The following is a 23122-nucleotide window of genomic DNA, read 5'->3' as shown; positions in this document are numbered from 1 at the left end:
TGGATGAGTATAGGAAAATGGCAGGGGCGGCTGGATTCGAACCAACGCATGGCAGGATCAAAACCTGCTGCCTTACCGCTTGGCGACGCCCCTGTATCTGTTGCAACGATTACCCAGTAATCGGTTCCTTTAGAGCAGACTTCGCAGCTTGCGATGCAACATCGAAATGTTGCTTCCTTTTGCTACAAAACCTGTAAGGGTCTCTGTCAGAAGGGCCGAGACTTTATCAGCTTCAGCTTTGCTTGGGAAGCCCCCAAACACACAACTTCCAGTTCCGGTGAGTTTTGCTTCGGTATATTTACCTAACAAATTCAAAGCGTTACGTACCTCTGGATAACGCCTTGTTACCACCGGCAAGCAGTCATTTCGACTGTTTCCCTTGGGAACGGGGCGCACTTTAATGGGAGGAGTGTTACGTGTCAACAACGGATCTGAAAAAATTTCTGCCGTACTTACAGATACTTGCGGCACCAGCACGAGATACCACGGTTCTTCCGGGTCGACAGGGGTCAGTTTCTCCCCCACGCCTTCGGCAAATGCCGCGTGGCCACGTACGAAAACCGGGACGTCGGCACCTAGCGTCAATCCCAGGCCAGCCAGGCAATCTTCATCCCAGCCCAATTGCCACAGATGATTGAGGCCGAGCAAAGTCGTTGCGGCATTCGAACTGCCGCCGCCAATGCCGCCACCCATGGGCMGGATTTTTTCGATCCAGATATCGACGCCCAGCGAGCAAGCGGATTGCTCCTGAAGTTTTTTCGCAGCCTTGACGATCAGGTTGCTGTCGTGGGGGACGCCCGGGAATTCGGTGTGCAGTTGAATGACGCCGTCATCACGCAGGGCATAGGTGATTTCGTCGCCGTAATCGAGGAACTGAAACATCGTCTGCAACTCGTGGTAGCCGTCTTCGCGGCGACCGAGAATGTGCAGCATCAGATTGAGTTTGGCCGGAGATGGCAAAGTCAGGCGATTGGCTGGCATGTCACGACCCCAGTTTGCGCGGTTGCCAGGCCTTGATCACCAGTGTGACGTCAAGGTCGGTGCCGTGCAGCTTGATTCGCTCGGGGAGCCAGTAACCGTTTTGCTGGGTGTAGTCGGTGTATTCGACCTGCCAGCCATCCTGTTCGAGGTTGGCCAGGCGACTGTCGGCATCCAGTGTCAGGTGACTTTTGCTATCCGGAGCCGGAAGCCCGCGGACCCACCAGGCCAGGTTGGACACCGGCAACTTCCAGCCCAGTTGCTCTTCGAGCAACACTTCAGGGGTCGCTGCGTCGTAACGCCCCTGGTTGGCGACTTCCAGCGAAACCTTGCCCGGCCGTCCGGTCAGGCGAGCGGCGCCGCGGCCCAGTGGTCCGGATAGACGAATGTCGTAGTAATCCTGGCGTTGCAACCAGAACAACGTGCCGCTGCCCGAGTCTTTCGGGGCGCGGATGCCGATCTTGCCGTCAATCTGCCAGCCATCGAGGCCGGTCAGTTGCTGTTTGTGCTCGCGCCATTGGGCGGGGTTGCCGTGACCCTCGACTGATTCGCGGGGACCCAGGCCCGCGCAACCGGCGAGCAGGGCAATAAAACTGAAAACGATGAAATGGCGCAAAAACATAATCTTAAAGAGTCTCTGATCCGGTCAGGCGTTTGATGGTGCCGCGCAGGGTCGGGCTATCGGGTTGTTCCTTGAGGAACTTGCCCCAGACTTGTCTGGCTTCACGCTGTTTGCCATTGGCCCACAGGACTTCGCCCAGGTGAGCGGCGACTTCCTGATCGGGGAAGCGTTCCAGGGCCTGGCGCAGCAGGCGCTCGGCTTCGTCGAGATTGCCCATGCGGTAATTCACCCAGCCAAGGCTGTCGAGTACCGCCGGGTCTTCCGGACTGATCTGGTGCGCCTGTTCAATCAGGGCCTTGGCTTCGGCGTAGCGTGTGGTGCGGTCAGACAGGGTGTAGCCGAGGGCGTTCAACGCCATGGCATTGTCCGGGTCACGCTTGATGATCGTGCGCAGGTCTTTTTCCATCTGCGCCAGGTCATTGCGTTTTTCCGCCTGCATGGCGCGGGTGTAGAGCAGGTTCAAGTCGTCCGGGTATTTCTGCAAGGCCTGCTGCAGAACATTCCAGGCCTTGTCGCCCTGATTGTTGGCGGACAGGGTTTCGACTTCGATCAGGTACAACTGGATGGCGTAATCCGGCTGCTCGTCGCGCTCTGCCGCCAGCTTGCGTTGCGCTTCGGCGGTCTTGCCGTTGTTCATCAGGATGTCGGCCTGACGCAATTGCGCCGGCAGGAAATCGCTGCCCGGGCCAACTTTGGCGTATTCGATCAGCGCGCCTTGCGGGTCGTTTTGTTCTTCGGCAATGCGACCGAGGTTCAGGTGCGCCGAGTCGACGTGACTTTCCCGGGCGATCAGGTCTTCCAGATAGCCCTTGGCTTCATTCCAGGCCTTGGCTTCCAGGCAGACCAGTGCCAGCGAGTAACGCAGTTCGTCATCTTCCGGGTACTGCTGAACCAGGCTCGAGAACTCGGCCTTGGCATCGTCCATGCGGTCCTGTTCAACCAGCATGCGTGCGTAAGTCAGGCGCAGGCGCTTGTCATCCGGGTATTTCTTGATGCTTTTCTGCAGCAACGGCAGGGCTTCGTCACCGCGATTCAGGGTTTGCAGCAGGCGTGCACGCAGCAGGATCGGTGCGATTTCGCCGTCGTCGGGCGGATTGTTTTCCAGTAGTTTCAGCGCGCCTTTGGCATCGCCATCCTGTTGCATCAGCAGAGCCTTGCCGAAAATCAGCTGGCCGTTGTTCGGATGGCGTTGCAGCAAACGGTCGAAGCTTTTCATCAAGCCGTTGCGGGTGTCCTGGTCGGTGTCGGCCGCGGACAGCGCGAGGAAGTCGAAATGGGTGTCGCCCTTGCCTTGCAGGACTTTTTCCATATAGACCATGGAGTCGTCGTAACGCCCGGCACGTGCCAGTTGTACGGCGGCGGCGCGTTGCGCTTCGAGGTCGTTGGGGGCGTTTTTGGCCCAGATCAGCGAGGTATCCAGGGCTGCCTGATCGGCGCCCAGATATTCGGCGATACGGAATGCCCGCTCGGAGATACCCGGATCCTGGGTGTTGATGGCCTGGGTCACATAGTTGTCCAGGGCAATGTCGAAACGATTGCGCTGGCCAGCCAGTTCGGCACTCAACAGGCTGAAGACGGTTTCCTCGCTGAATGAGCTGTAGACCTTGGGCTTTTCAGGGGCCGGGGTGCTGTCTTCAACCGGCGACGTACCGTCCGGCGATACGGGTGCCAAGGCCTGGCAGCCGCTGAGGAAGACAAGAGCGAGGAGCAACGCGGAAGATCTATTCATATAGGAGGAGGACGACTAACCTGCGGTCGGATCATCATGACACAAGCTTTCGGCCAAACATAACCGGCCCGCCAATTTACCCGCACAGCGGATCCGTCAACGCCTGGCTGCCTTGTAAACGAGAACTGCTCGCAACGTCGGCGTTGCCTACTGGCGCGATAGATATCGAGTAGTTGTTCTGATTCCGTCGAAGTAGGACAATTGTCGGCTTCACGTCACCATCAGCGACTTTGAATGGCCTTCCTTGCACTCGGTATTAACCACAAGACTGCTTCAGTAGACGTCCGCGAGCGCGTGGCTTTTACCCCTGAGCAGCTGGTTGAGGCCTTGCAGCAGCTCTGCCGACTCACCGACAGCCGCGAAGCTGCGATCCTCTCCACCTGCAATCGCAGTGAACTCTATATAGAACAGGATCACCTGTCGGCGGACACCGTGCTGCACTGGCTGGCCGAATATCATCATTTGAGCTTCGAGGAGCTGCGCGAAAGCGCCTATGTGCATGAAGATGATGCGGCAGTTCGTCACATGATGCGGGTCGCTTCCGGGCTCGACTCGCTGGTGTTGGGCGAACCGCAGATTCTCGGCCAGATGAAGTCGGCTTATGCCGTGGCCCGTGAGGCCGGCACCATCGGTCCATTGCTCGGGSGGCTGTTCCAGGCCACGTTCAATGCGGCCAAACAGGTGCGCACCGACACGGCCATCGGCGAGAACCCGGTGTCGGTGGCGTTTGCCGCGGTGAGCCTGGCGAAACAGATTTTCAGCGACCTGCAACGCAGCCAGGCGTTGTTGATCGGCGCTGGCGAGACCATCACCCTGGTCGCCCGCCATTTGCATGAACTGGGCGTAAAGCGCATCGTCGTCGCCAACCGCACCCTGGAACGTGCCAGCATTCTGGCCGAACAGTTCGGCGCCCATGCGGTGTTGCTATCGGATATTCCGGCAGAGCTGGTGCGCAGCGATATCGTCATCAGTTCCACCGCCAGCCAATTGCCGATCCTGGGTAAAGGTGCAGTGGAGAGCGCCTTGAAACTGCGCAAGCACAAACCGATTTTCATGGTGGATATCGCCGTTCCGCGCGATATCGAGCCAGAAGTCGGCGAGTTGGACGATGTTTACCTCTATAGCGTCGACGATCTCCACGAGGTGGTGGCCGAGAACCTCAAGAGCCGCCAGGGTGCAGCCCAGGCCGCCGAAGAGATGGTCTCGGTCGGGGCCGAAGACTTCATGGTCCGCCTGCGTGAATTGGCGGCGGTGGACGTGCTCAAGGCCTATCGTCAACAGAGCGAACGCCTGCGCGACGAAGAATTGCAAAAGGCCCAGCGCATGCTGGCCAACGGCAGCAGTGCCGAAGAGGTGCTGGTGCAACTGGCTCGCGGGCTCACCAACAAACTGTTGCACGCACCCAGCGTGCAGTTGAAAAAGCTCTCTGCCGAAGGTCGCCTGGATGCGCTGGCGATGGCCCAGGAACTCTTTGCCCTCGGTGAGGGCTCATCGGATAGCTTTTCGGATAAAAAACCGCAATGAAAGCGTCACTGCTCAATAAGCTGGATATCCTCCAGGACCGTTTCGAGGAATTGACCGCCCTGCTGGGCGACGGCGAGGTCATTTCCGATCAGAACAAGTTCCGTACCTATTCCAAGGAGTACGCGGAAGTTGAACCGATCGTGGGTGCCTATAAAGAACTGCTGAAAGTGCAGGATGACCTCGAAGGTGCCCAGGCACTGCTCAAGGACAGCGACCCGGACATGCGTGAAATGGCCGTGGAAGAAGTTCGCGAAGCCAAGGAACGCCTGGTCACGCTCGAAGCCGACCTGCAGCGCATGCTGCTGCCCAAGGATCCGAACGACGGGCGCAACGTGTTCCTCGAAATCCGTGCCGGCACCGGCGGCGACGAGGCGGCGATTTTCTCCGGCGACCTGTTCCGCATGTATTCGCGTTACGCCGAGCGTCGTGGCTGGCGGGTGGAGATCCTCTCGGAAAACGAGGGTGAACACGGTGGTTATAAAGAGGTGATTGCCCGGGTCGAAGGCGACAACGTCTACGGCAAGCTCAAGTTCGAATCCGGCGCGCACCGTGTGCAGCGGGTTCCGGCGACCGAATCCCAGGGCCGCATCCACACGTCGGCCTGCACCGTGGCGGTCTTGCCCGAGCCGGACGAACAGGAAGCGATCGAGATCAACCCGGCCGACCTGCGCATCGACACCTATCGCTCCTCCGGCGCCGGTGGCCAGCACGTCAACAAGACCGATTCGGCGATCCGCATTACGCACTTGCCGTCCGGCATCGTGGTCGAATGCCAGGAAGAGCGTTCGCAGCACAAGAACCGTGCCCGGGCGATGTCCTGGTTGTCGGCCAAGCTGAACGATCAGCAGACCTCCGCCGCGGCCAACGCCATCGCCAGCGAGCGCAAGTTGCTGGTCGGCTCCGGTGATCGCTCCGAGCGCATCCGTACCTACAATTTTGCCCAGGGCCGGGTCACCGACCACCGGGTCAACCTGACCTTGTATTCCCTCGACGAGATTCTCGCCGGCGGCGTCGAGGCGGTGATCGAGCCGTTGCTGGCCGAGTACCAGGCCGATCAACTGGCTGCGATAGGTGAGTAAATGACGATCATCGCCAGTTTGTTGCGCGCCGCCGATTTACCCGACTCGCCGACGGCGCGTCTGGATGCCGAATTGCTGCTGGCGGCAGCGTTGGGCAAGTCCCGCAGTTTCCTGCACACCTGGCCGGAGCGCATCGTSCCGAGCGAAGCGGCGCTGACGTTCGCCGAGTATTTGCAGCGCCGCCGCAGCGGTGAGCCGGTGGCCTATATCCTCGGCCAGCAAGGTTTCTGGAAGCTGGATCTGGAAGTGGCACCGCACACACTGATCCCGCGCCCCGACACCGAGCTGCTGGTGGAAGCTGCGCTGGAACTGTTGCCGGCCACACCGGCCAAGGTGCTCGACCTCGGCACCGGCAGTGGCGCGATTGCCCTGGCCCTGGCCAGCGAGCGTCCGGCCTGGAGCGTCACGGCCGTGGATCGCGTGCTGGAAGCCGTGGCCCTGGCCGAACGCAATCGCCAGCGCCTGCACCTGAACAACGCCAAGGTACTAAGCAGTCATTGGTTCAGCGCCCTGGAAGGTCAGCGTTTTCAACTGATCATCAGCAATCCGCCCTACATTGCAGCGGCCGATCCGCATCTGGTCGAGGGCGATGTGCGCTTCGAACCGGCCAGCGCCCTGGTGGCGGGTGTCGACGGGCTCGACGATCTGCGCCTGATCGTCGCCCAGGCGCCGGATCATCTGGACGCCGGCGGGTGGCTGATGCTCGAACACGGTTACGATCAGGCCGAGGCGGTCCGCGATTTGCTGCTGACCCGCGGGTTCGAAGAAGTCCACAGCCGCACCGATCTGGGCGGTCACCAACGCATCAGTCTGGGGCGCCTGCCGTGCTGAATGATCAGGAATTGCTGCGTTACAGCCGGCAGATTCTGCTGCAACACATCGATATCGACGGCCAGTTGCGGCTCAAGGAGAGCCGCGTATTGATCGTCGGTCTTGGCGGCCTTGGCGCGCCAGTGGCGCTGTATCTGGCGGCCGCCGGCGTTGGCGAGTTACACCTGGCTGACTTCGACACAGTCGACCTGACCAACCTGCAACGCCAGATCATTCACGACACCGACAGCGTCGGCATGACCAAGGTCGATTCGGCGCTCAAGCGCCTGACCGCGATCAATCCCGAGATTCAACTGGTCGCCCATCGTTCGGCGCTGGATGAGGATTCCCTGGCCGAGGTGGTGGCCGGGGTAGATCTGGTCCTCGATTGCTCTGACAATTTCTCCACCCGTGAAGCGGTCAATGCCGCGTGTGTGGCGGCCGGCAAACCGCTGGTCAGCGGTGCGGCGATTCGCCTCGAAGGGCAACTGTCGGTGTTCGATCCGCGTCGGCCGGAGAGTCCGTGTTACCACTGTTTGTATGGGCACGGCAGCGAAGCCGAGCTGACATGCAGCGAGGCCGGCGTGGTCGGTCCGCTGGTGGGGCTGGTTGGCAGTCTGCAAGCCCTCGAAGCGCTGAAGTTGCTGGCCGGATTCGGTGAGCCGCTAGTGGGGCGCCTGCTGTTGATCGATGCCTTGGGTACACGCTTCCGTGAGTTGCGGGTCAAGCGCGATCCGGGTTGCAGCGTCTGTGGGTCGAAACATGCGTGAAGCGCCGATTGGCGTGTTCGACTCCGGTGTCGGCGGGCTCTCGGTACTGGCCGAGATCCAGCGTTTGCTGCCCCGTGAGTCTCTGTTGTACGTCGCCGACTGCGGGAATGTTCCCTACGGTGAGAAAACCCCGCAGTTTATCCAGCAGCGTTGCAGCGTGATGGCTGAATTCTTTCGGCAACAGGGCGCCAAGGCCCTGGTGCTGGCGTGCAACACGGCGACGGTGGCCGGTGTCGCCGACCTGCGTCGCGACTATCCAGAATGGCCCATCGTTGGCATGGAGCCGGCAGTCAAGCCGGCCGCCGCCGCAACCCGCTCCGGCGTAGTGGGGGTGCTGGCCACCACCGGCACCTTGCAGAGCGCCAAGTTCGCCGCGTTGCTCGACCGCTTCGCCACGGACGTGAAAGTAATCACCCAGCCTTGTCCCGGGCTGGTGGAGCTGATTGAAAACGGCGACCTGCATAGCCCCGAATTGCGTCAACTGCTGTCCGGGTATGTCGAGCCGCTGCTGGCCGCCGGCGCGGACACCCTGATTCTCGGCTGCACCCACTACCCTTTTCTCAAGCCGATGCTCCGGCAGATGATCCCCGAGGACATCAGCCTGATCGATACCGGTGCCGCCGTCGCGCGGCAACTCCAGCGGCTTTTGGCCGAAGGCGAACTGCTCGCCGATGGGCCTGCCCGTGAAGCGCAGTTCTGGACCAGCGCAGATCCGGTTCATTTCAGAAATATCTTGCCGATACTGTGGAATACGGCTGGCATTGTGCGAAGCTTCAACAGGTAAGAAAGTCCCGGGGAATCAAACGAAAAATTGGGGTGAGCTTCTGATAAATCGCCGATTTCTATAGCTTTTCAGGGCTGAGCAACAAAAAAAACCATACGAAATTGTTCGGAAAAGGAAGTTTCTAATGAAGCGACTATTCTGCTTGGCCGCGATTGCGGCCGCACTATTGGGGCACACCTTTACCGCGCAGGCGGCAGGCGTGGAGTTCGCGGTTGGTCAGACCAGCGATTCGACCATGACGTATCGACTGGGCATGCAATTCGATTGGGACCAGAGCTGGTGGCAGAGTGACGTCGGTCGCGTGACCGGTTACTGGAGTGGCGCCTACACCTACTGGGAAGGCGACAAGACCTCGAGCAATAACAGCCTGTCGTTCTCCCCGGTATTCGTTTACGAATTTGCCGGCCAGAACGTCAAGCCGTACGTTGAAGCGGGCATTGGCGTGGCGGTGTTCTCCAATACCCGACTCGAAGACAACAACATCGGCAGTGCTTTCCAGTTTGAAGACCGGCTCGGTTTTGGCCTGCGCTTCAACGGCGGCCATGAAGTCGGGATCCGTGCGACGCACTATTCCAACGCCGGGCTCGCCAGTTCCAACGACGGTGTAGAAAGCTACTCGCTCCATTACACGTTGCCGTTGTAATTGCATCCCCCTGTAGGAGCGAGCCTGCTCGCGATGACGGTGTGTCAGTTGCCAGCTTAGTGGCTGACAGTCCGCAATCGCGAGCAGGCTCGCTCCTACAGGAGCTGTGTTGTTTTCCGATTCAGCGATACGCCGTCGAAATCCCCTGGCGTTCGTCGATGCACTCCGGAGCGCCCATCTCAAACTCCCGGCAGATCAGCGGGCGTTTTTCGTAGATGGTGCACATCATCGTGTTGCGATCCAGCGCAGCACACCAGCCGTCGTCCAGGCGCAGCATCACTTCCCCGCCCCAGTCATCGGTATCGATGAACCGTTCAGGCACACCCGTATCGGTGATCAGCATGACTTCGAGCTGACAGCAACAGGCTGCGCAGGTCGAACAGGTGACCGCGGGTTCCGCGATTTGCGTATGGGGGATGGTTTTCATGGCGCGCAGTGTAAGGCAGTCGCCGGGTGCTGTGTGAAAGGTCTGACGGACGCTCAAGTATCGAAACGTCCGGGATACCGCGGCCGATGATGGCGATTTTCACGGTTGATCCTTGATCGGTGGCTGGCTGCGCACCATGCGCTTGCCGATCTCCAGTTTCACTTGTTCCGGCAGTTTGGAGAGCGGCCAGAGGGCGGCCATGAAGGCGGCCGGGAAAGCGATTTCCAGCGGGCGGTCCTTGAGTTTTTCGAAGATGTGCCGCGCAGCTTTCTCCACCGGCCAGCTCAAGGGCATAGGGAAGTCGTTGTTCGCCGTCAGCGGCGTTTCGAAACACCCGGGGCTGACCACCGTGACCTCTATGCCTTCGGGGGCCAGGTCGATACGCAGGGATTCGAACAGATAACGCAGCCCGGCCTTCGAGGCGCCGTAGGCTTCTGCCCTGGGCAGCGGCAGGTAAGTCACCGTACTGGCCATGGCCACCATATGCGGTGCGGTGCCGGCCCGCAGCAAGGGCAGGGCGGCTTCGATGCAATAGCTGCTGGCCAACAGGTTGGTGCGCACCACATGCTCGACAATCGACGCATCGAATTGCTTGGCGTCCACGTACTCGCAGGTACCGGCGTTGAGTATCACGGAGTCCAGCGAGCCCCAGTCCTCGGCAATCTGCTCGCCGATTTCGCGCACGCTCTGGCTGTTGGTCAAGTCACCGGCCACTGCCAGCACCTGCCCCGGATAGCGTTGCGACAAGACTTTCAACTGCGCTACCGAGCGCGAACTGACAGCCAGGTGCGCACCGGTTTTCAGGATTTCTTCTGCCAGGGCGGCACCGATGCCGCTGCTGGCGCCGGTCAGCCAGTATCGTCGTGAGAGTGCACGGCTCATCCCAATCTCCTTTTCAGCCAGGCCATTGCCCGGCCCAATACGGGTAAATGTTCATAAAGCAGTGCCCCGGTATCGCAGTGATCCCGGTGGCGGTCACTCATGACCCAACGGAGGTGTATTGCCGTGACGGCAGATTTTTGAATGCCGCCAACGCGCGTGTACGGGAGGTACTCAAGTCGACGATCGGTGAGGGGTAATCCACACCACCGAAAAGGCCACCGAGATTGGCGGGGTTGTGCACTTGTTTTTTATTCAGCCCGGCCAGTTCAGGCAGCCATTGCTTGATGAACACGCCTTCGGGATCGAATTTTTCCGACTGGCTCAACGGGTTGAAAATCCGGAAGTACGGCACCGAGTCGGTGCCGGTGGAGGAACTCCATTGCCAGCCACCATTGTTCGCCGCCAGGTCGCCATCGATCAGGTGACGCATGAAAAAGCGTTCACCTTCGCGCCAGTCGATCAGCAGGTTTTTGGTCAGGAACATTGCTACCACCATGCGCAGGCGGTTGTGCATCCAGCCGGTGGCCAGCAGTTGGCGCATGGCGGCGTCGATGATCGGCAAGCCGGTGCGTGCCTGTTGCCAGGCAGCAAGTTCTTCGGGGGCGTTTCGCCAGGCCAGCGCTTCGGTTTCCGGGCGAAACGCGCGGTGCCGGGAAACCCGTGGGTAGCCCACCAGGATGTGTTTGTAGAACTCGCGCCACAGCAGTTCGTTGATCCAGGTGACGGCACCGGTGTTGCCGCTTTCGAATTCGCCTTGATTGTTGTGCAGGGCCGCGCGCAGGCATTGGCGAGCAGAGATCACCCCGGCGGCGAGATAAGCCGAAAGCTGACTGGTGCCGGGCTTCGCCGGGAAATCGCGTTCACTTTGGTAGTTGTCGATCTGCGCATCGCTAAAGCTGTCGAGGCGATGTCGGGCTTGCGCTTCGCCCGCCGGCCACAGGCTGCGCAGGTTGTCACCGGGCGTTGCGAAACCGTCGACACTCGAGGGGATCGCATCGCTGGCAATGTTCATCGGCGCTTGTTTCTGCGGTGCGCGTACCAGGCTGGGTAGCGAGTGGTGCAGCCGTTCGTAACAGACTTTGCGGAACTGGCTGAAGACCTGAAAGTAAGTGCCGGACCGGGTCAGCACGCTCCCGGGCTGGAACAGCAACTGATCGAGGTAGCGGCGAACCTCGATGCCTTCGGCCCTTAGCGTCCGGGCGACCGCTGCATCGCGACGGGATTCATGGATGCCGTACTCTTCGTTGAGGTACAGCGCGTCGACCTGCCACTGTCGGCACAGGTTCAGCAACACCGTTGGCGCGTCATCCCAGCGAGGTGCCTGGCGGATCAGCAGGGGAATGTTCAATTGACCCAGTTCGCGGCTCAACTCGCGCAGGTTGCGCAGCCAGAAGTCCACTTTGCAGGGCGCATCGTCGTGTTCCAGCCATTGTTCCGGGCTCAGTAGATAGACCGCCACGCACGGGCCGCGAGCCGCGGCGGCCGAGAGGGCGGTGTTGTCATTCAGGCGCAAGTCGCTGCGCAGCCAGATCAATTGCATTTAGGTATCCACGCGATTCATTTAAATCAGCCCGCGCTGAACGAGTGCCTGATGTGCCGACAATGGATCTTCGGCCAGGTACAAATCAGCGATCCCGGTAGTACTTGCGGACAACTCGGCGTGGTGGATGCATACCGTTGGTCCGGCAATCATTTTTGGGCAACTGACGCCTTTGAAAAGTTTCGCCAGTTGCGCCAGGTTCATGGCCTTGCTGGAGTACAGCAGAACGCCACGGGGTTGTAGCAGTTCGACCGCCAATGTCAGTTCGCCGACAGGCAGCGGCCAGTCGAAGACCTCCACCGGGCAATCGGCACTGCTGATCAGCCAGGCCGTGAGCCACAGGTGGGGCTCCACGGGCAGGTCCGAGTGGTTGATCAGCAGCAGCGGCGCGGTGCGCAACTGACGATTGTTATGGTAGATGCGTGCTCCGAATTTGCTGCGCAGCCAGGCACAAAAAAACACCCGCTCCATCTGCGCACCGAATTGGCCTTGCCAGCGTTGCTCCAGAGTGGCCAGCAAAGGCATCAGCAATTGCGCGCACAGGGTTCGCGGCGGATACAGCGCCATCGCCTGATTGACGCTGTCATCCAGGGAGCGCTCCTGCAGTCCTCTGACTGCCTGCAGCAACGTTTGCAGCAAGGCGTGCCAATCGTTGTCGACGGACTTGCTGAAGGTTTGCGGCGTATCGAGCAATGGCTTGACCTGGCTGACGGCAACGCCACGGTTGAGCCAGGTGAGGATGCTCTGGATGCGTTTTACATGGTCGGCCGAGAACAGCCGATGCCCCTTGGGTGTGCGTTGCGGCACGATCAGGCCGTAGCGTCGCTCCCAGGCGCGCAAGGTCACGGCATTGACGCCGGTTAGCCGCGCCACTTCACGGATCGGCAGCCAGCCTTCGTCCAACGCCTTTTTAAAGTCATCGCCGAGGTCGTCCCGGGCGCTGGTGTCGAGTGTTTTTTTCATCAAATGGCGTTTTGCAGGCTGAGGTTTTCCGGGTGCGGTTGCAGGTAGACCTGCTGTGCGATGTACGGATCGGGGTGTTGGCGAAAGTGATGTTTGAGCAGCGTCAGCGGCACCACCAGCGGCACGATGCCCAGGCGGTACTGGCTGATCACGTGCTGCACTTCCTGCTTTTCTTCATGGCTGATGGCCTGTTTCAGGTAGCCGCTGAGGTGTTGCAGGACGTTGGTGTGGGTCCGGCGGGTGGCGCATTTTTTCAGCGCCGACATCAATTCGCTGAAATAGCGGGGGCCGAGTTCCTGCGGATCGGTATGACCCATGTTGCCCAGCAAGTGGCCCAGGGTCTTGTATTGCACCGGGTTGTGGGCCATCAGCAGGTATTTGTAGCGCGAGTGAAAGTCAATGAGACCGCGCCGGGTCAGGCCTTCCTGGCGTAGCTGTTGCCAGGCACTGTAGGCGAATACGCGGGTGAGGAAGTTTTCCCGCAGCACCGGATCGTTGAGCCGGCCGTCTTCCTCCACCGGCAAGTCCGGGTGCAGGAGGCAGGCGTTGATGGCGATTTTCTGTTTGGCGGGGGCATGGGGCATCGGAGCACCTCGAATCTGAACCTGTGCAGATGGTCGAGTCTGTACAAGATAACTTCATAATAGATTCGAAGTTGTACAAGTCAAATGTTGTGTATAAGTTTTGTGGCGGGCTGCTGTCCATGGCGACAGCAGCGATGTGCTCGGGTTGGTGCTTTTACTGCAGGTGTTCATGCAAGCGGCGGGCGGCTTCCTGACCGCTGAGCCAGGCCCCTTCGACGCGCCCGGACAGGCACCAGTCGCCACAGGCATACAGCCCCAGGTCGGCATCGGCCAGGGTGCCCCATTCGTGACTGCTGGCGGGGCGGGCGTAGAGCCAACGGTGGGCGAGGCTGAAGCTCGGCGCGGGCATGGAGTCGTGCAGCAGTTCGGCAAACGCGCCATGCAACTGTTCGATCACGGCTTCCTTGGACAAGTCGATGTGTTGTCGGCTCCAGGCGCTGGTGGCGTGCAGCACCCAGGTGTCGAGGGTGTTGTCGCGCCCGGGTTTGCTACGGTTGCGGGCCAGCCAGTCGAGTGGGCTGTCCTGTACGAAGCAGCCTTCCATGGGCGTTTCCAGCGGCGTTTCGAAGGCCAGGGCGATGGCCCAGGTCGGGTCCATTTTCACCCCGGCGGCGGCCCCGGCGAGTTTCGGCGCGGATGCCAGCAAAGCCGTGGCCTGTGGGGCCGGTGTGGCAATGACCACGTGGCTGAACGGTCCGTGGGTGAAGCCCTCGGCGTCCTGCAGGTGCCAGTGTTCTTCACCGCGATAGACCTCGGTGATCCGGCAGGCGAAATGCACTTCAAGGTCACCGAGCAGGGCGCGGGTGATGGCGCTCATGCGCGGCGTGCCGACCCAGCGGGTCTGCTCGTCCGGTGACAGGTTGAGCTGGCCGCCATGGTAGGTGTACAGCTGCGGCGTCCACTCGGCGACCCAGCCCTTGGCTTGCCAGCGCTGGACTTCGTTGACAAAGCGGCGGTCACGGGCGGTGAAATACTGCGCGCCCATGTCCAGAGCACCCGCATCGCTGCGCTTGCTCGACATGCGCCCGCCGCTGCCGCGGCTTTTATCGAACAGTTGAACCACATGCCCGAGGTCGGTCAGGGCCTGGGCGGCGGAGAGTCCGGCAATGCCGGTGCCAACGATTGCGATAGGTACAGTCATAGGGGCCTCGTTTGCCTTTCTGTACAGACTACGCCGGGGTTCAAACCTGTACAATGTTGTTTTTTGGTATAACTTTTAGCGTTCTCGTTCTGACAGCTTGGCCTATTGTTAAACATAGAGCCTGTTCGATACCAAAGATCCCTGCTTATAAAAATAGACTAACGGACAAGGTAAAACGCCACGCGAGGAAGAAGTMATGCACATATTGCTGACCGGCGGTACTGGTTTGATAGGACGTCAGCTCTGCCAGCACTGGTTGGGCCAGGGACATCGCCTGACAGTCTGGAGTCGCAAGCCTGAAAAAGTCGCGAAAACATGTGGTGCCCAAGTGCGTGGAGTTTCCCGGCTGGAGGATCTGGGGCAGGAGCCGGTGGATGCGATCGTCAATCTGGCCGGAGCGCCGATTGCCGACCGGCCCTGGACTCACAAGCGTAGAGCCTTGTTGTGGAGCAGCCGGATCACGCTGACTGAAACCTTGCTGACGTGGCTTGAAAGTCGTGAGCAGAAACCACGGGTCTTGATTTCCGGTTCGGCTGTCGGCTGGTATGGCGACGGTGGCGAGCGCGAACTGACCGAGGACTCGGGGCCGGTCAGCGAAGATTTCGCCAGCCAGTTATGCATCGCCTGGGAAGAGACTGCACAGCGGGCTGAAACGCAGGGCATTCGGGTCATCCTCATTCGAACCGGGTTGGTGCTGTCGGCGGAGGGCGGCTTTTTGTCGCGGCTGTTACTGCCGTTCAAACTGGGCCTGGGAGGGCCGATCGGCAACGGCCGGCAGTGGATGCCGTGGATTCATATCGACGATCAAATCGCCCTGATTGATTTTCTTCTGCATCGCAACGAAGGCAGCGGTCCCTATAATGCGTGCGCGCCCAAACCGGTGCGCAACCGCGAGTTTGCCACGGCGTTGGGCAGCGTGCTGCATCGCCCGGCGTTCATGCCGATGCCGGCCTTTGCATTGAAGGTGGGGTTGGGCGAGTTGTCGCTGTTGTTGCTCGGCGGCCAACGGGCCACCCCGGTGCGTTTGTTACAGGCTGGTTTCACTTTTAAGTTCACGGATTTGCGCGCGGCTCTGGACGATCTGTCCGGTCGCCTTTGAAATAGGACGTTGCATGACCGATCACGCGTTGCTTCTGGTCAACCTGGGTTCACCTGCCTCCACCTCGGTGGCGGATGTGCGCAGCTACCTCAATCAATTTCTGATGGACCCGTACGTGATCGACCTGCCATGGCCGGTTCGACGCCTGCTGGTGTCGCTGATCCTGATCAAGCGTCCCGAGCAGTCGGCCCATGCGTATGCCTCGATCTGGTGGGACGAGGGATCGCCGCTGGTGGTGCTCAGCCGTCGCCTGCAACAAGCCATGGCCGGCCAGTGGCAGCATGGCCCGGTCGAGTTGGCGATGCGCTATGGCGAGCCGTCGATTGAATCTACGCTGGTTCGCATGGCTGCGGCGGGGCACAAGCGGATAACCCTGGCACCGCTTTATCCACAGTTCGCCGACAGCACCACCACCACGGTCATTGAGGAAGCCAAACGCGTGGTGCGCGAGAAAAACCTCGACGTGCAGCTGTCAGTGCTGCAACCGTTCTACGATCAACCGGAATACCTCGATGCGCTGGCGGCCACGACCAGGCCCTACCTGGAGCAGGATTTCGATCACTTGCTGATGAGCTTTCACGGCTTGCCGGAACGGCATCTGAAGAAACTCAACCCCGGCCACCACTTCGAGGGTGGCGGTGATTGCTGCGCCGGGGCACCGCCGGAGGTGGTCGCCACCTGTTATCGCGGCCAATGCCTGCGTACGGCGGCAGAGGTCGCCAAGCGCATGGGGCTGCCGGAGGGCAAGTGGTCGGTGTCGTTCCAGTCGCGCCTGGGGCGTGCCAAATGGATCGAACCCTACACCGAGGCGCGCCTCGATGAGTTGGCCAAAAGCGGCGTGAAAAAAATTCTGGTGATGTGCCCGGCATTCGTTGCCGATTGCATCGAGACACTGGAAGAGATCGGTGATCGCGGCAAAGAACAATTCCGCGAGGCGGGGGGCGAGGATCTGGTGCTGGTGCCGTGCCTCAACGATGACCCGCATTGGGCGCGGGCGTTGAGTGTGCTGTGCGAACGAGCACCTTTGGCGCTTTAAAAGCTTCGTCGGAACGCCGCCCGGAGCAAGCCCGCTCCCACAAGCTCAGTGCAAAACCTGTGGGAGCGGGCTTGCCCGCGAATGCTATCTGACTGACAACAAGGATCTCAGGTCTTCACCCAATCAGATCAGCGGCTCATTCGCCTTCTTGTGCTTCCAGCTGTCATTACCCGGCAGGATCAGGTTCAAGCCAATCGCCACCACCGCGCACAGCGCGATGCCCTTGAGGCCGAAATCGTCCGGCCCGGTGCCGGTGCCGATCAGCACGCCACCGATCCCGAACACCAGGGTCACCGAAACAATCACCAGATTGCGCGCCTCGCCCAGATCGATCTTGTGGCGAATCAGCGTGTTCATCCCCACCGCCGCAATCGAACCGAACAGCAGGCAGAGAATCCCGCCCATCACCGGCACCGGAATGCTTTGCAGCAGTGCGCCGAACTTGCCGATGAACGCCAGGCTGATGGCGAAGATCGCCGCCCAGGTCATGATTTTCGGGTTGTAGTTCTTGGTCAGCATGACCGCGCCGGTCACTTCGGCGTAGGTGGTGTTGGGCGGGCCGCCGAACAGACCGGCCGCCGTGGTGGCAATGCCGTCGCCGAGCAGGGTGCGGTGCAGGCCGGGTTTCTTCAGGTAATCGCGGCCGGTCACGCTACCCACGGCAATCACGCCGCCGATGTGTTCGATGGCCGGGGCCAGGGCCACCGGAACGATGAACAGAATCGCCTGCCAGTTGAATTCCGGCGCGGTGAAGTGCGGGATCGCGAACCACGGTGCCGCAGCAATCTTCGCGGTATCGACCACGCCGAAGTAGAACGACATGCCGAAACCGACCAGCACGCCGGAGATGATCGGCACCAGGCGGAAGATGCCCTTGCCGAAAACCGCAACGATCAGTGTGGTGAGCAGCGCGGGCATCGAGATCAACATCGCCGTCTGGTAATGAATCAATTCGCTGCCGTCGCCGGCCTTGCCCATGGCCATGTTGGCGGCAATCGGAGCCATGGCCAGGCCAATCGAGATGATCACCGGCCCGATCACCACCGGCGGCAGCAGGCGGTCAATGAACCCGGTGCCTTTGATCTTCACCGCGAGGCCGAGGAAGGTGTAGACGAAACCCGCCGCCATCACGCCGCCCATGGTCGCGGCCAGGCCGAACTGGCCCTTGGCGAGAATGATCGGGGTGATGAAGGCAAAGCTCGATGCCAGGAACACCGGCACCTGACGCCCGGTGACGATCTGGAACAGGATCGTCCCCAGGCCGGCCGTGAACAGCGCCACGTTCGGGTCGAGACCGGTAATCAGCGGCATCAACACCAGGGCGCCGAAGGCCACGAACAGCATCTGTGCACCCGACAGCACCGTGCGCCAGAGCGGATCGTTGAACTCTTGCTGCATGGTCACGCGTCCTTCTGCTTGGTGCCGAAGATCTTGTCACCGGCATCGCCCAGCCCTGGGATGATGTAACCATGTTCGTTCAGTTTTTGATCAATCGAAGCGGTGTAGATGATCACGTCCGGGTGAGCCTTCTCGACCGCAGCGATGCCTTCTGGCGCAGCGACCAGCACCATGGCGCGGATGTCCTTGCACCCGGCCTTTTTCAGCAGGTCGATGGTGGCAACCATCGAGCCGCCGGTGGCGAGCATCGGGTCGATGATCATGGCCAGGCGTTCGTCGATTTCCGGTACCAGCTTCTCAAGGTAGGTGTGGGCCTCGAGGGTTTCCTCGTTACGGGCCACGCCCACGGCGCTGACCTTGGCGCCCGGGATCAGGCTGAGCACGCCTTCGAGCATGCCGATACCGGCCCGCAGGATTGGTACTACAGTAATCTTCTTGCCGGCGATCTTCTCGACCGATACGGTGCCGCACCAGCCTTCGATATCGTAGGCTTCCAGCGGCAGGTCTTTGGTAGCTTCATAGGTCAGCAGGGCGCCGACTTCCTGAGCGAGCTCACGGAAATTCTTCGTGCTGATGTCTGCACGGCGCATAAGGCCAAGTTTATGACGGATCAGCGGGTGGCGGATCTCATGGATGGGCATGGGGAAAGGCTCCGGCGGCGGGCAAAAAAACCGGCCTAGATTAATCTATCCGAGGGTGTTGTCCTATAGACATACAGTACGTTAGTCCACAAAGGCTTGATCTGGCCTCGGTTGATGCGTACCTTTGCCCGCTTTTCCGAATCCGTCACCCCCTGGAGAGCGCCATGTCCGCTGATCTCGAGCATATCCGTCAAATCATGCGAGAGGCTGACTGCCTGTACACCGAAGCTGAAGTCGAGGCGGCCATCGCCCGCGTCGGTGCACAAATCAACGAACAAATGGCAGACAGCAACCCGGTGGTGTTCTGCGTAATGAACGGCGGGCTGATTTTCTCCGGCAAGCTGCTGACCTATCTGCAGTTCCCGCTGGAAGCGTCCTATCTGCACGCCACCCGCTATCGCAACGAAACCAGCGGCGGCGACCTGTTCTGGAAAGCCAAGCCGGAAGTTTCCTTTATCGACCGTGATGTGCTGATCATCGACGACATCCTCGACGAAGGTCACACCCTGGGCGCGATCATCGACTTCTGCAAACACGCTGGCGCACGTAAAGTGCACACCGCCGTGCTGATCGATAAAGACCACGACCGCAAGGCCCGTCCAGACCTCAAGGCCGATTTCGTCGGTCTGCCGTGCATCGACCGCTACATCTTCGGTTACGGTATGGACTACAAAGGCTACTGGCGTAACGCCAACGGGATTTTCGCCGTTAAAGGAATGTAAGACATGGATACGCCGCGTTTTCTGGATCAGACCTTGTTCGCCGAGCTGGCCGGGAAAGCCGCGGCCAATCCTCGCGGGCGCCAGCATCACAATTTCCATCAGATGGAAGACGCTTGCCATCGCATGGCGGTGGGGTTGCAGCCGTCTACGTATATTCCGCCTCACCGACATTTGGGCGACAACAAGGCCGAAACCCTGTTGGTCCTCAAGGGCCGGCTGGGCGTGCTGATCTTTGACGAGACCGGTACGGTGCTGAGCAAGACCGTGCTTGAGGCCGGTGGCGACTGTGTCGGCGTGGACCTGCCAACCGGTGTGTTCCATGGTTTGGTGGTGCTGGAGGCCGACAGCCTGATGTTCGAATGCAAGGCCGGTCCTTATCGTCCGGTCGGTGAAGGTGAGCTGGCGCATTGGGCGCCGCGCGAAGGCGAGCCCGGTGTTGCCGAGTATCAGGCCTGGATGCGCGCGCAGTTCGACTGATGTTCAACTTGTGGGAGCGGGCTTGCTCGCGATGGAGTGTCAGCTACATAGATGTCGTCTGATACACCATCGCGAGCAGGCTCGCTCCCACAGGGGATGTGTTCACCGATCCAGTCCCGTTAGCTCATGCTAAAGTGCGCGGCCACGCCCTTCGGAGCCCGTCATGAGCTTTTTGATCCGCTGCTGCGCCGCCCTGTTGCTGACCCTCAGCCTGCCTCTGGCCGCTGCGCCGGCGCCCATGCACGCACAGTTCCTGCCGCCCGATGACTTGACCCTGCGTGACAGCGAGCCCGAACAGCAGCAACTGATGCAGGTCACCGATTATTCGGTAGTGGTCGGTGCTCAGCGCCAATCCAATCAACAGCCGATTCCGGTCACGTCGCCGTTGCTGATTCGTCTCAAGGGCAAATCGCTGAACAAGGGCGCCACCATCAGTCAGGTGCTGGTCAATTTCGATGGTGAAAGCAAAAGCCTGAAGAAACCGGTTTACGACGAGTCGAGCAAAACCCTGACCCTCTATTACCCGCTGGCGCAATACCGGGTGGTGATCGATTTGTTGCGCAATGACACGGTGTATTGCCAGTTTCTCAGCTACGCCAATGGCCATGTCTGGGCCGATCTGCACACCGGCAGCACTCGTCCGCGTTGAGCCCTGTGCCTGCACGGGGGTAAACTGCCCGCCCGTGTAATGTCTGCGAGCTGGAGTCGGCAATGCGTAAAGATAAAAAACAAGTGATTGGTGACGAGATCGGCGATGAGCAGATCAGGTTGTTCCTCGATTTCGAGCCGGTCGACGCGACTTCTCCGTCCCTGCACAAACTGGTCAAGGCCTACCGTGGCCTGCGCATCGACGATTTCGAGCGTTTCCTGGCGTTCTTCGTCGAAGCAGGTTACGACGTGAATGGCAAGGATGAGCGCGGTAATGACTTCGTTGCCCTGATCAAGGATCAGCGCAACGCGCCGGATTACATCGAGCTGATCGAAAAAGTTCGCGGCTGAGTCAATTTCAGCCATAAAAAAACGCCCCGCTCTCAGTAAGAACGGGGCGTTTTTCATGGCGCCGAATCAAGCGTAGCTTTCGGTCTCGCTGCTGGCTTCAACCAGTTCCAGGGCAACGTTGTTCTGCGTGTTGATCTTGCGATACAACGCAGCGTCGGTTTCCAGAACCTTTTCACGGGCCGGGAAGATTTCGGCCAGTTTGCTGGCCCATTCGCCTTTGGCTTTGCCCGGGAAGCATTTCTCGATCAGTTCCAGCATGATCGAAACGGTCACCGAAGCACCTGGCGAAGCGCCGAGCAGTGCCGCCAGGGAACCGTCCTTGGCCGCGACCAGTTCGGTACCGAATTGCAGGATGCCGCCTTTTTTCGGGTCTTTCTTGATGATCTGCACCCGTTGGCCGGCCACTTCCAGGCGCCAGTCTTCGGCTTTCGCCTCAGGGTAGAAGCGACGCAGGGAATCCAGGCGCTGCTCCATCGACTGCATCACTTCGCTGACCAGGTACTTGGTCAGGTCCATGTTGTTTTTCGCCACGGCCAGCATCGGGCCGATGTTGCCGGCACGAACCGACATCGGCAGGTCCATGAAGGAACCGTGCTTGAGGAACTTGGTGGTGAAGCCGGCGTAAGGTCCGAACAGCAGGGACTTCTTGCCATCGACCACGCGGGTGTCCAGGTGCGGCACGGACATTGGCGGCGAACCTACGGCAGCCTGGCTGTAGACCTTGGCCTGGTGGTGCTTGACCACTTCCGGGTTGTCGCAACGCAGCCACTGGCCGCTGATCGGGAAGCCGCCGAAACCTTTGCTCTCTTCGATACCCGAAGCTTGCAACAACGGCAGTGCCGCGCCGCCGGCGCCGAGAAATACAAACTTGGCGTCGACTTCACGGGTGTTGCCGCTGTTGACGTCCTTGATGCTGACAGTCCAGCCGCCGTTGCTGCGCTTGAGGCCGGTCACGCGCTTGCAGTACTTGACCTGGGCATCGGGTGCGCTGGTCAGGTGCTTGAGCAACTGGTTGGTCAGGGCGCCGAAGTTGACGTCGGTGCCATTGATCACGCGGGTCGCAGCGAGGGTTTCGCCTGGATCGCGGCCAGGCATCATCAGCGGCATCCACTCGGCCATTTTGGCCTTGTCTTCGGTGTATTCCATGTCGGCGAAGGCGTGGTGCTTGCTCAGCACCTTGAAGCGTTCCTTGAGGAAGGACACGCCGCTGTCGCCCTGCACGAAACTCAGGTGTGGCACCGGGCTGATAAACGATTTGCACGAGCCGAACGTGCCTTTTTTGGTCAGGTACGACCAGAACTGCTTCGACACCTCAAACTGGGTGTTGATGTGCACGGCTTTCTTGATGTCGACGGCGCCATCGGCTGCCTGCGGCGTGTAGTTGAGCTCACACAGCCCGGCGTGACCGGTACCGGCGTTGTTCCACGGGTTGGAACTCTCCGCGGCACCGGAATCCATCAACTCGACGACTTCCAGCTTGATCGCGGGGTCGAGCTCTTTGAGCAGCACCGCCAGGGTGGCACTCATGATGCCGGCCCCAACCAGTACTACGTCGACTGCTTCGTTATGCGCCATTTAACGCGTCTCCAAAATCTGCAGCACCAAATTGTCGGCATGGCTGCCAGGAGTGACGGGGCGTGTCAGTGTTGCCCCAGGTACCCATGGCAGGATCGCCATGTCCGAATCTTCGCAATTTATCGCAACTTCGACGGACGCTACCTGCCGGGCCTATGAGCCATATGAACTCATTTCAGCGCGCGGGAGGCAATTCGACTTATGGTCGATACATCCGTTTGTGCAACCAAATCCGTAGCGGACAGGCTTCAGGCTCCGGTGTTCGAGGAATACTCGGTCCTGTGTCGTTGGGCTGTTGTAGACGCTAATGGTGCATGTTCAGACGCAAAACTATTCATTTGCTCGCCACACTCTTGTGAAGTTGTGAAAACCCGTTTTTTTCACGCTCTTTTGAAGACGTGAACCTCAAAAAGGGCTGTCCCAGCCTGGCACCGTGCCCGGATGGATTGCCGCCATGGGATACAGGGCAGGCAAAACGGGCAAAAAGCTCAGTGACCGAGCGTAATGACAGCTCTGCAGATTCGCGAAAAGTGGAGGTTTTGCTCAACAAAACAGCAAGCACGCCAGCTTCACTCGATCTGTGTGGGCGGCTCTCTGTGGGCGGTGCGGGGTGTCAACACAAGCGCATTGACGATGCTGCGAGGCCCGATCAGGAGACGTCCTTATAATCGGGGGGAGATTGTATCTAAGAAACGCAGG

At 60.1% G+C, this 23122-nt stretch carries 23 protein-coding genes, 1 tRNA gene and 2 pseudogenes; 12 read left to right on the top strand and 14 right to left on the bottom strand.

The annotated features are described in order from the left end of the window. Positions 1-18: 18 nt before the first annotated feature. The 4 genes from AB4Z35_RS11815 to AB4Z35_RS11800 form a co-directional block, all read right to left on the bottom strand. Positions 19-93 (bottom strand) — tRNA-Gln (locus AB4Z35_RS11815). A 36-nt stretch (positions 94-129) separates the two neighbouring features. Continuing rightward, positions 130-981, bottom strand: a complete 852-nt coding sequence (ispE, locus tag AB4Z35_RS11810) for a 4-(cytidine 5'-diphospho)-2-C-methyl-D-erythritol kinase (RefSeq protein WP_442097156.1) — start codon at positions 979-981, stop codon at positions 130-132. A gap of 1 nt (position 982) precedes the next feature. Continuing rightward, the gene (gene lolB, locus AB4Z35_RS11805) at positions 983-1600 is read right to left on the bottom strand and encodes a lipoprotein insertase outer membrane protein LolB (protein WP_442097154.1); all 618 of its coding nucleotides are present in this window, start codon (positions 1598-1600) and stop codon (positions 983-985) included. A 4-nt stretch (positions 1601-1604) separates the two neighbouring features. Next, positions 1605-3329: a tetratricopeptide repeat protein gene (locus AB4Z35_RS11800; protein WP_442097153.1), complete on the bottom strand. Its 1725-nt coding sequence runs from the start codon at positions 3327-3329 to the stop codon at positions 1605-1607. Positions 3330-3563: 234 nt separating this feature from the next. On the opposite strand from AB4Z35_RS11800, the gene hemA reads away from it, so the two are divergent. From hemA to AB4Z35_RS11770, 6 genes are all read left to right on the top strand, one after another. Next, positions 3564-4853 (top strand): glutamyl-tRNA reductase, encoded by a 1290-nt coding sequence (gene hemA, locus AB4Z35_RS11795; protein ID WP_442097151.1) that lies wholly within the window; start codon positions 3564-3566, stop codon positions 4851-4853. After that, positions 4850-5932 carry a peptide chain release factor 1 gene (gene prfA, locus AB4Z35_RS11790; protein ID WP_007981853.1) on the top strand — a complete coding sequence of 361 codons (1083 nt, stop codon included), beginning with the start codon at positions 4850-4852 and terminating at the stop codon, positions 5930-5932. Before hemA ends, prfA begins: the two co-directional genes overlap by 4 nt. Beyond that, positions 5933-6763, top strand: coding sequence for a peptide chain release factor N(5)-glutamine methyltransferase (prmC, locus tag AB4Z35_RS11785; RefSeq protein WP_007973878.1), 831 nt, complete (start codon positions 5933-5935; stop codon positions 6761-6763). Next, positions 6757-7512 (top strand): molybdopterin-synthase adenylyltransferase MoeB, encoded by a 756-nt coding sequence (locus AB4Z35_RS11780; RefSeq protein WP_442097149.1) that lies wholly within the window; start codon positions 6757-6759, stop codon positions 7510-7512. The genes prmC and AB4Z35_RS11780 overlap by 7 nt, the downstream gene beginning before the upstream one ends. After that, positions 7505-8296: a glutamate racemase gene (gene murI / locus AB4Z35_RS11775; RefSeq protein WP_442097147.1), complete on the top strand. Its 792-nt coding sequence runs from the start codon at positions 7505-7507 to the stop codon at positions 8294-8296. The genes AB4Z35_RS11780 and murI overlap by 8 nt, the downstream gene beginning before the upstream one ends. A 124-nt stretch (positions 8297-8420) precedes the next feature. Then, a complete protein-coding gene (locus AB4Z35_RS11770) occupies positions 8421-8939 on the top strand; it encodes an acyloxyacyl hydrolase (RefSeq protein WP_442097146.1) in 519 nt (172 codons plus the stop codon). 121 nt (positions 8940-9060) lie between these two features. Here AB4Z35_RS11770 and AB4Z35_RS11765 read toward each other — a convergent pair whose 3' ends face one another. From AB4Z35_RS11765 to AB4Z35_RS11735, 7 genes and pseudogenes are all read right to left on the bottom strand, one after another. Beyond that, a complete protein-coding gene (locus AB4Z35_RS11765) occupies positions 9061-9366 on the bottom strand; it encodes a YkgJ family cysteine cluster protein (RefSeq protein ID WP_007981864.1) in 306 nt (101 codons plus the stop codon). 99 nt (positions 9367-9465) lie between these two features. Then, complete coding sequence (locus AB4Z35_RS11760; protein ID WP_442097144.1) at positions 9466-10248, bottom strand: SDR family NAD(P)-dependent oxidoreductase; 783 nt, start codon at positions 10246-10248, stop codon at positions 9466-9468. Next, a pseudogene (locus AB4Z35_RS11755) lies at positions 10245-10343 on the bottom strand (transcriptional regulator); the annotation flags it as partial. The pseudogene AB4Z35_RS11755 and the gene AB4Z35_RS11760, both read right to left, overlap by 4 nt. A 2-nt stretch (positions 10344-10345) precedes the next feature. Next, entirely contained in the window at positions 10346-11788 is a 1443-nt protein-coding gene (gene phrB, locus AB4Z35_RS11750) for a deoxyribodipyrimidine photo-lyase (RefSeq protein ID WP_442097142.1), read from the bottom strand. A 21-nt stretch (positions 11789-11809) separates the two neighbouring features. Next, positions 11810-12751, bottom strand: coding sequence for a MerR family transcriptional regulator (locus AB4Z35_RS11745; RefSeq protein WP_442097141.1), 942 nt, complete (start codon positions 12749-12751; stop codon positions 11810-11812). Next, positions 12751-13293, bottom strand: a pseudogene (locus AB4Z35_RS11740) (YbgA family protein); the annotation flags it as partial. The pseudogene AB4Z35_RS11740 and the gene AB4Z35_RS11745, both read right to left, overlap by 1 nt. A gap of 196 nt (positions 13294-13489) precedes the next feature. Further along, positions 13490-14476, bottom strand: coding sequence for an NAD(P)/FAD-dependent oxidoreductase (locus AB4Z35_RS11735; RefSeq protein WP_007997100.1), 987 nt, complete (start codon positions 14474-14476; stop codon positions 13490-13492). 196 nt (positions 14477-14672) lie between these two features. On the opposite strand from AB4Z35_RS11735, the gene AB4Z35_RS11730 reads away from it, so the two are divergent. Further along, a complete protein-coding gene (locus AB4Z35_RS11730; protein WP_442097138.1) occupies positions 14673-15575 on the top strand; it encodes a TIGR01777 family oxidoreductase in 903 nt (300 codons plus the stop codon). A gap of 13 nt (positions 15576-15588) precedes the next feature. After that, complete coding sequence (gene hemH / locus AB4Z35_RS11725) at positions 15589-16611, top strand: ferrochelatase (protein WP_442097136.1); 1023 nt, start codon at positions 15589-15591, stop codon at positions 16609-16611. A gap of 123 nt (positions 16612-16734) precedes the next feature. On the opposite strand, the gene AB4Z35_RS11720 is transcribed toward hemH, so the two are convergent. Together AB4Z35_RS11720 and upp are read right to left on the bottom strand one after the other, a co-directional pair. After that, positions 16735-18009: a uracil-xanthine permease family protein gene (locus AB4Z35_RS11720; protein WP_442097135.1), complete on the bottom strand. Its 1275-nt coding sequence runs from the start codon at positions 18007-18009 to the stop codon at positions 16735-16737. Between the two features lie 2 nt (positions 18010-18011). After that, entirely contained in the window at positions 18012-18650 is a 639-nt protein-coding gene (gene upp / locus AB4Z35_RS11715; RefSeq protein ID WP_007997094.1) for a uracil phosphoribosyltransferase, read from the bottom strand. A gap of 164 nt (positions 18651-18814) precedes the next feature. On the opposite strand from upp, the gene AB4Z35_RS11710 reads away from it, so the two are divergent. The 4 genes from AB4Z35_RS11710 (at position 18815) to AB4Z35_RS11695 (ending at position 20848) form a co-directional block, all read left to right on the top strand. Beyond that, positions 18815-19372, top strand: coding sequence for a hypoxanthine-guanine phosphoribosyltransferase (locus AB4Z35_RS11710; RefSeq protein ID WP_007981338.1), 558 nt, complete (start codon positions 18815-18817; stop codon positions 19370-19372). A gap of 3 nt (positions 19373-19375) precedes the next feature. Beyond that, positions 19376-19849: a WbuC family cupin fold metalloprotein gene (locus AB4Z35_RS11705; protein WP_007997093.1), complete on the top strand. Its 474-nt coding sequence runs from the start codon at positions 19376-19378 to the stop codon at positions 19847-19849. 163 nt (positions 19850-20012) lie between these two features. Further along, entirely contained in the window at positions 20013-20498 is a 486-nt protein-coding gene (locus AB4Z35_RS11700; protein WP_442097133.1) for a hypothetical protein, read from the top strand. Between the two features lie 62 nt (positions 20499-20560). Then, the gene (locus AB4Z35_RS11695; RefSeq protein WP_442097131.1) at positions 20561-20848 is read left to right on the top strand and encodes a PA4642 family protein; all 288 of its coding nucleotides are present in this window, start codon (positions 20561-20563) and stop codon (positions 20846-20848) included. Positions 20849-20914: 66 nt separating this feature from the next. Here AB4Z35_RS11695 and mqo read toward each other — a convergent pair whose 3' ends face one another. Beyond that, positions 20915-22423 carry a malate dehydrogenase (quinone) gene (mqo, locus tag AB4Z35_RS11690; protein ID WP_442097130.1) on the bottom strand — a complete coding sequence of 503 codons (1509 nt, stop codon included), beginning with the start codon at positions 22421-22423 and terminating at the stop codon, positions 20915-20917. Between the last annotated feature and the right edge of the window lie 699 nt (positions 22424-23122).

It is taken from the genome of Pseudomonas sp. KB_15, assembly GCF_052114525.1.
In the GTDB taxonomy this organism is placed as follows: Bacteria; Pseudomonadota; Gammaproteobacteria; order Pseudomonadales; family Pseudomonadaceae; genus Aquipseudomonas.
The sequence above is the reverse complement of the archived record's forward strand: the minus strand, read 5'-3'. Positions and strand labels throughout refer to the sequence as shown.

Excerpts from the sequence above, each read along its gene's own strand:
- AB4Z35_RS11720 (WP_442097135.1), bottom strand. The coding sequence starts at position 18,009 with ATGCAGCAAGAGTTCAACGATCCGCTCTGGCGCACGGTGCTGTCGGGT.
- AB4Z35_RS11765 (WP_007981864.1), bottom strand. The coding sequence starts at position 9,366 with ATGAAAACCATCCCCCATACGCAAATCGCGGAACCCGCGGTCACCTGT.
- AB4Z35_RS11730 (WP_442097138.1), top strand. The coding sequence starts at position 14,673 with ATGCACATATTGCTGACCGGCGGTACTGGTTTGATAGGACGTCAGCTC.
- AB4Z35_RS11800 (WP_442097153.1), bottom strand. The coding sequence starts at position 3,329 with ATGAATAGATCTTCCGCGTTGCTCCTCGCTCTTGTCTTCCTCAGCGGC.
- AB4Z35_RS11770 (WP_442097146.1), top strand. The coding sequence starts at position 8,421 with ATGAAGCGACTATTCTGCTTGGCCGCGATTGCGGCCGCACTATTGGGG.
- AB4Z35_RS11735 (WP_007997100.1), bottom strand. The coding sequence starts at position 14,476 with ATGACTGTACCTATCGCAATCGTTGGCACCGGCATTGCCGGACTCTCC.
- AB4Z35_RS11695 (WP_442097131.1), top strand. The coding sequence starts at position 20,561 with ATGCGTAAAGATAAAAAACAAGTGATTGGTGACGAGATCGGCGATGAG.
- AB4Z35_RS11745 (WP_442097141.1), bottom strand. The coding sequence starts at position 12,751 with ATGAAAAAAACACTCGACACCAGCGCCCGGGACGACCTCGGCGATGAC.
- AB4Z35_RS11710 (WP_007981338.1), top strand. The coding sequence starts at position 18,815 with ATGTCCGCTGATCTCGAGCATATCCGTCAAATCATGCGAGAGGCTGAC.
- hemH (WP_442097136.1), top strand. The coding sequence starts at position 15,589 with ATGACCGATCACGCGTTGCTTCTGGTCAACCTGGGTTCACCTGCCTCC.
- AB4Z35_RS11760 (WP_442097144.1), bottom strand. The coding sequence starts at position 10,248 with ATGAGCCGTGCACTCTCACGACGATACTGGCTGACCGGCGCCAGCAGC.
- phrB (WP_442097142.1), bottom strand. The coding sequence starts at position 11,788 with ATGCAATTGATCTGGCTGCGCAGCGACTTGCGCCTGAATGACAACACC.
- AB4Z35_RS11700 (WP_442097133.1), top strand. The coding sequence starts at position 20,013 with ATGAGCTTTTTGATCCGCTGCTGCGCCGCCCTGTTGCTGACCCTCAGC.
- prfA (WP_007981853.1), top strand. The coding sequence starts at position 4,850 with ATGAAAGCGTCACTGCTCAATAAGCTGGATATCCTCCAGGACCGTTTC.
- murI (WP_442097147.1), top strand. The coding sequence starts at position 7,505 with ATGCGTGAAGCGCCGATTGGCGTGTTCGACTCCGGTGTCGGCGGGCTC.
- lolB (WP_442097154.1), bottom strand. The coding sequence starts at position 1,600 with ATGTTTTTGCGCCATTTCATCGTTTTCAGTTTTATTGCCCTGCTCGCC.
- AB4Z35_RS11705 (WP_007997093.1), top strand. The coding sequence starts at position 19,376 with ATGGATACGCCGCGTTTTCTGGATCAGACCTTGTTCGCCGAGCTGGCC.
- upp (WP_007997094.1), bottom strand. The coding sequence starts at position 18,650 with ATGCCCATCCATGAGATCCGCCACCCGCTGATCCGTCATAAACTTGGC.
- mqo (WP_442097130.1), bottom strand. The coding sequence starts at position 22,423 with ATGGCGCATAACGAAGCAGTCGACGTAGTACTGGTTGGGGCCGGCATC.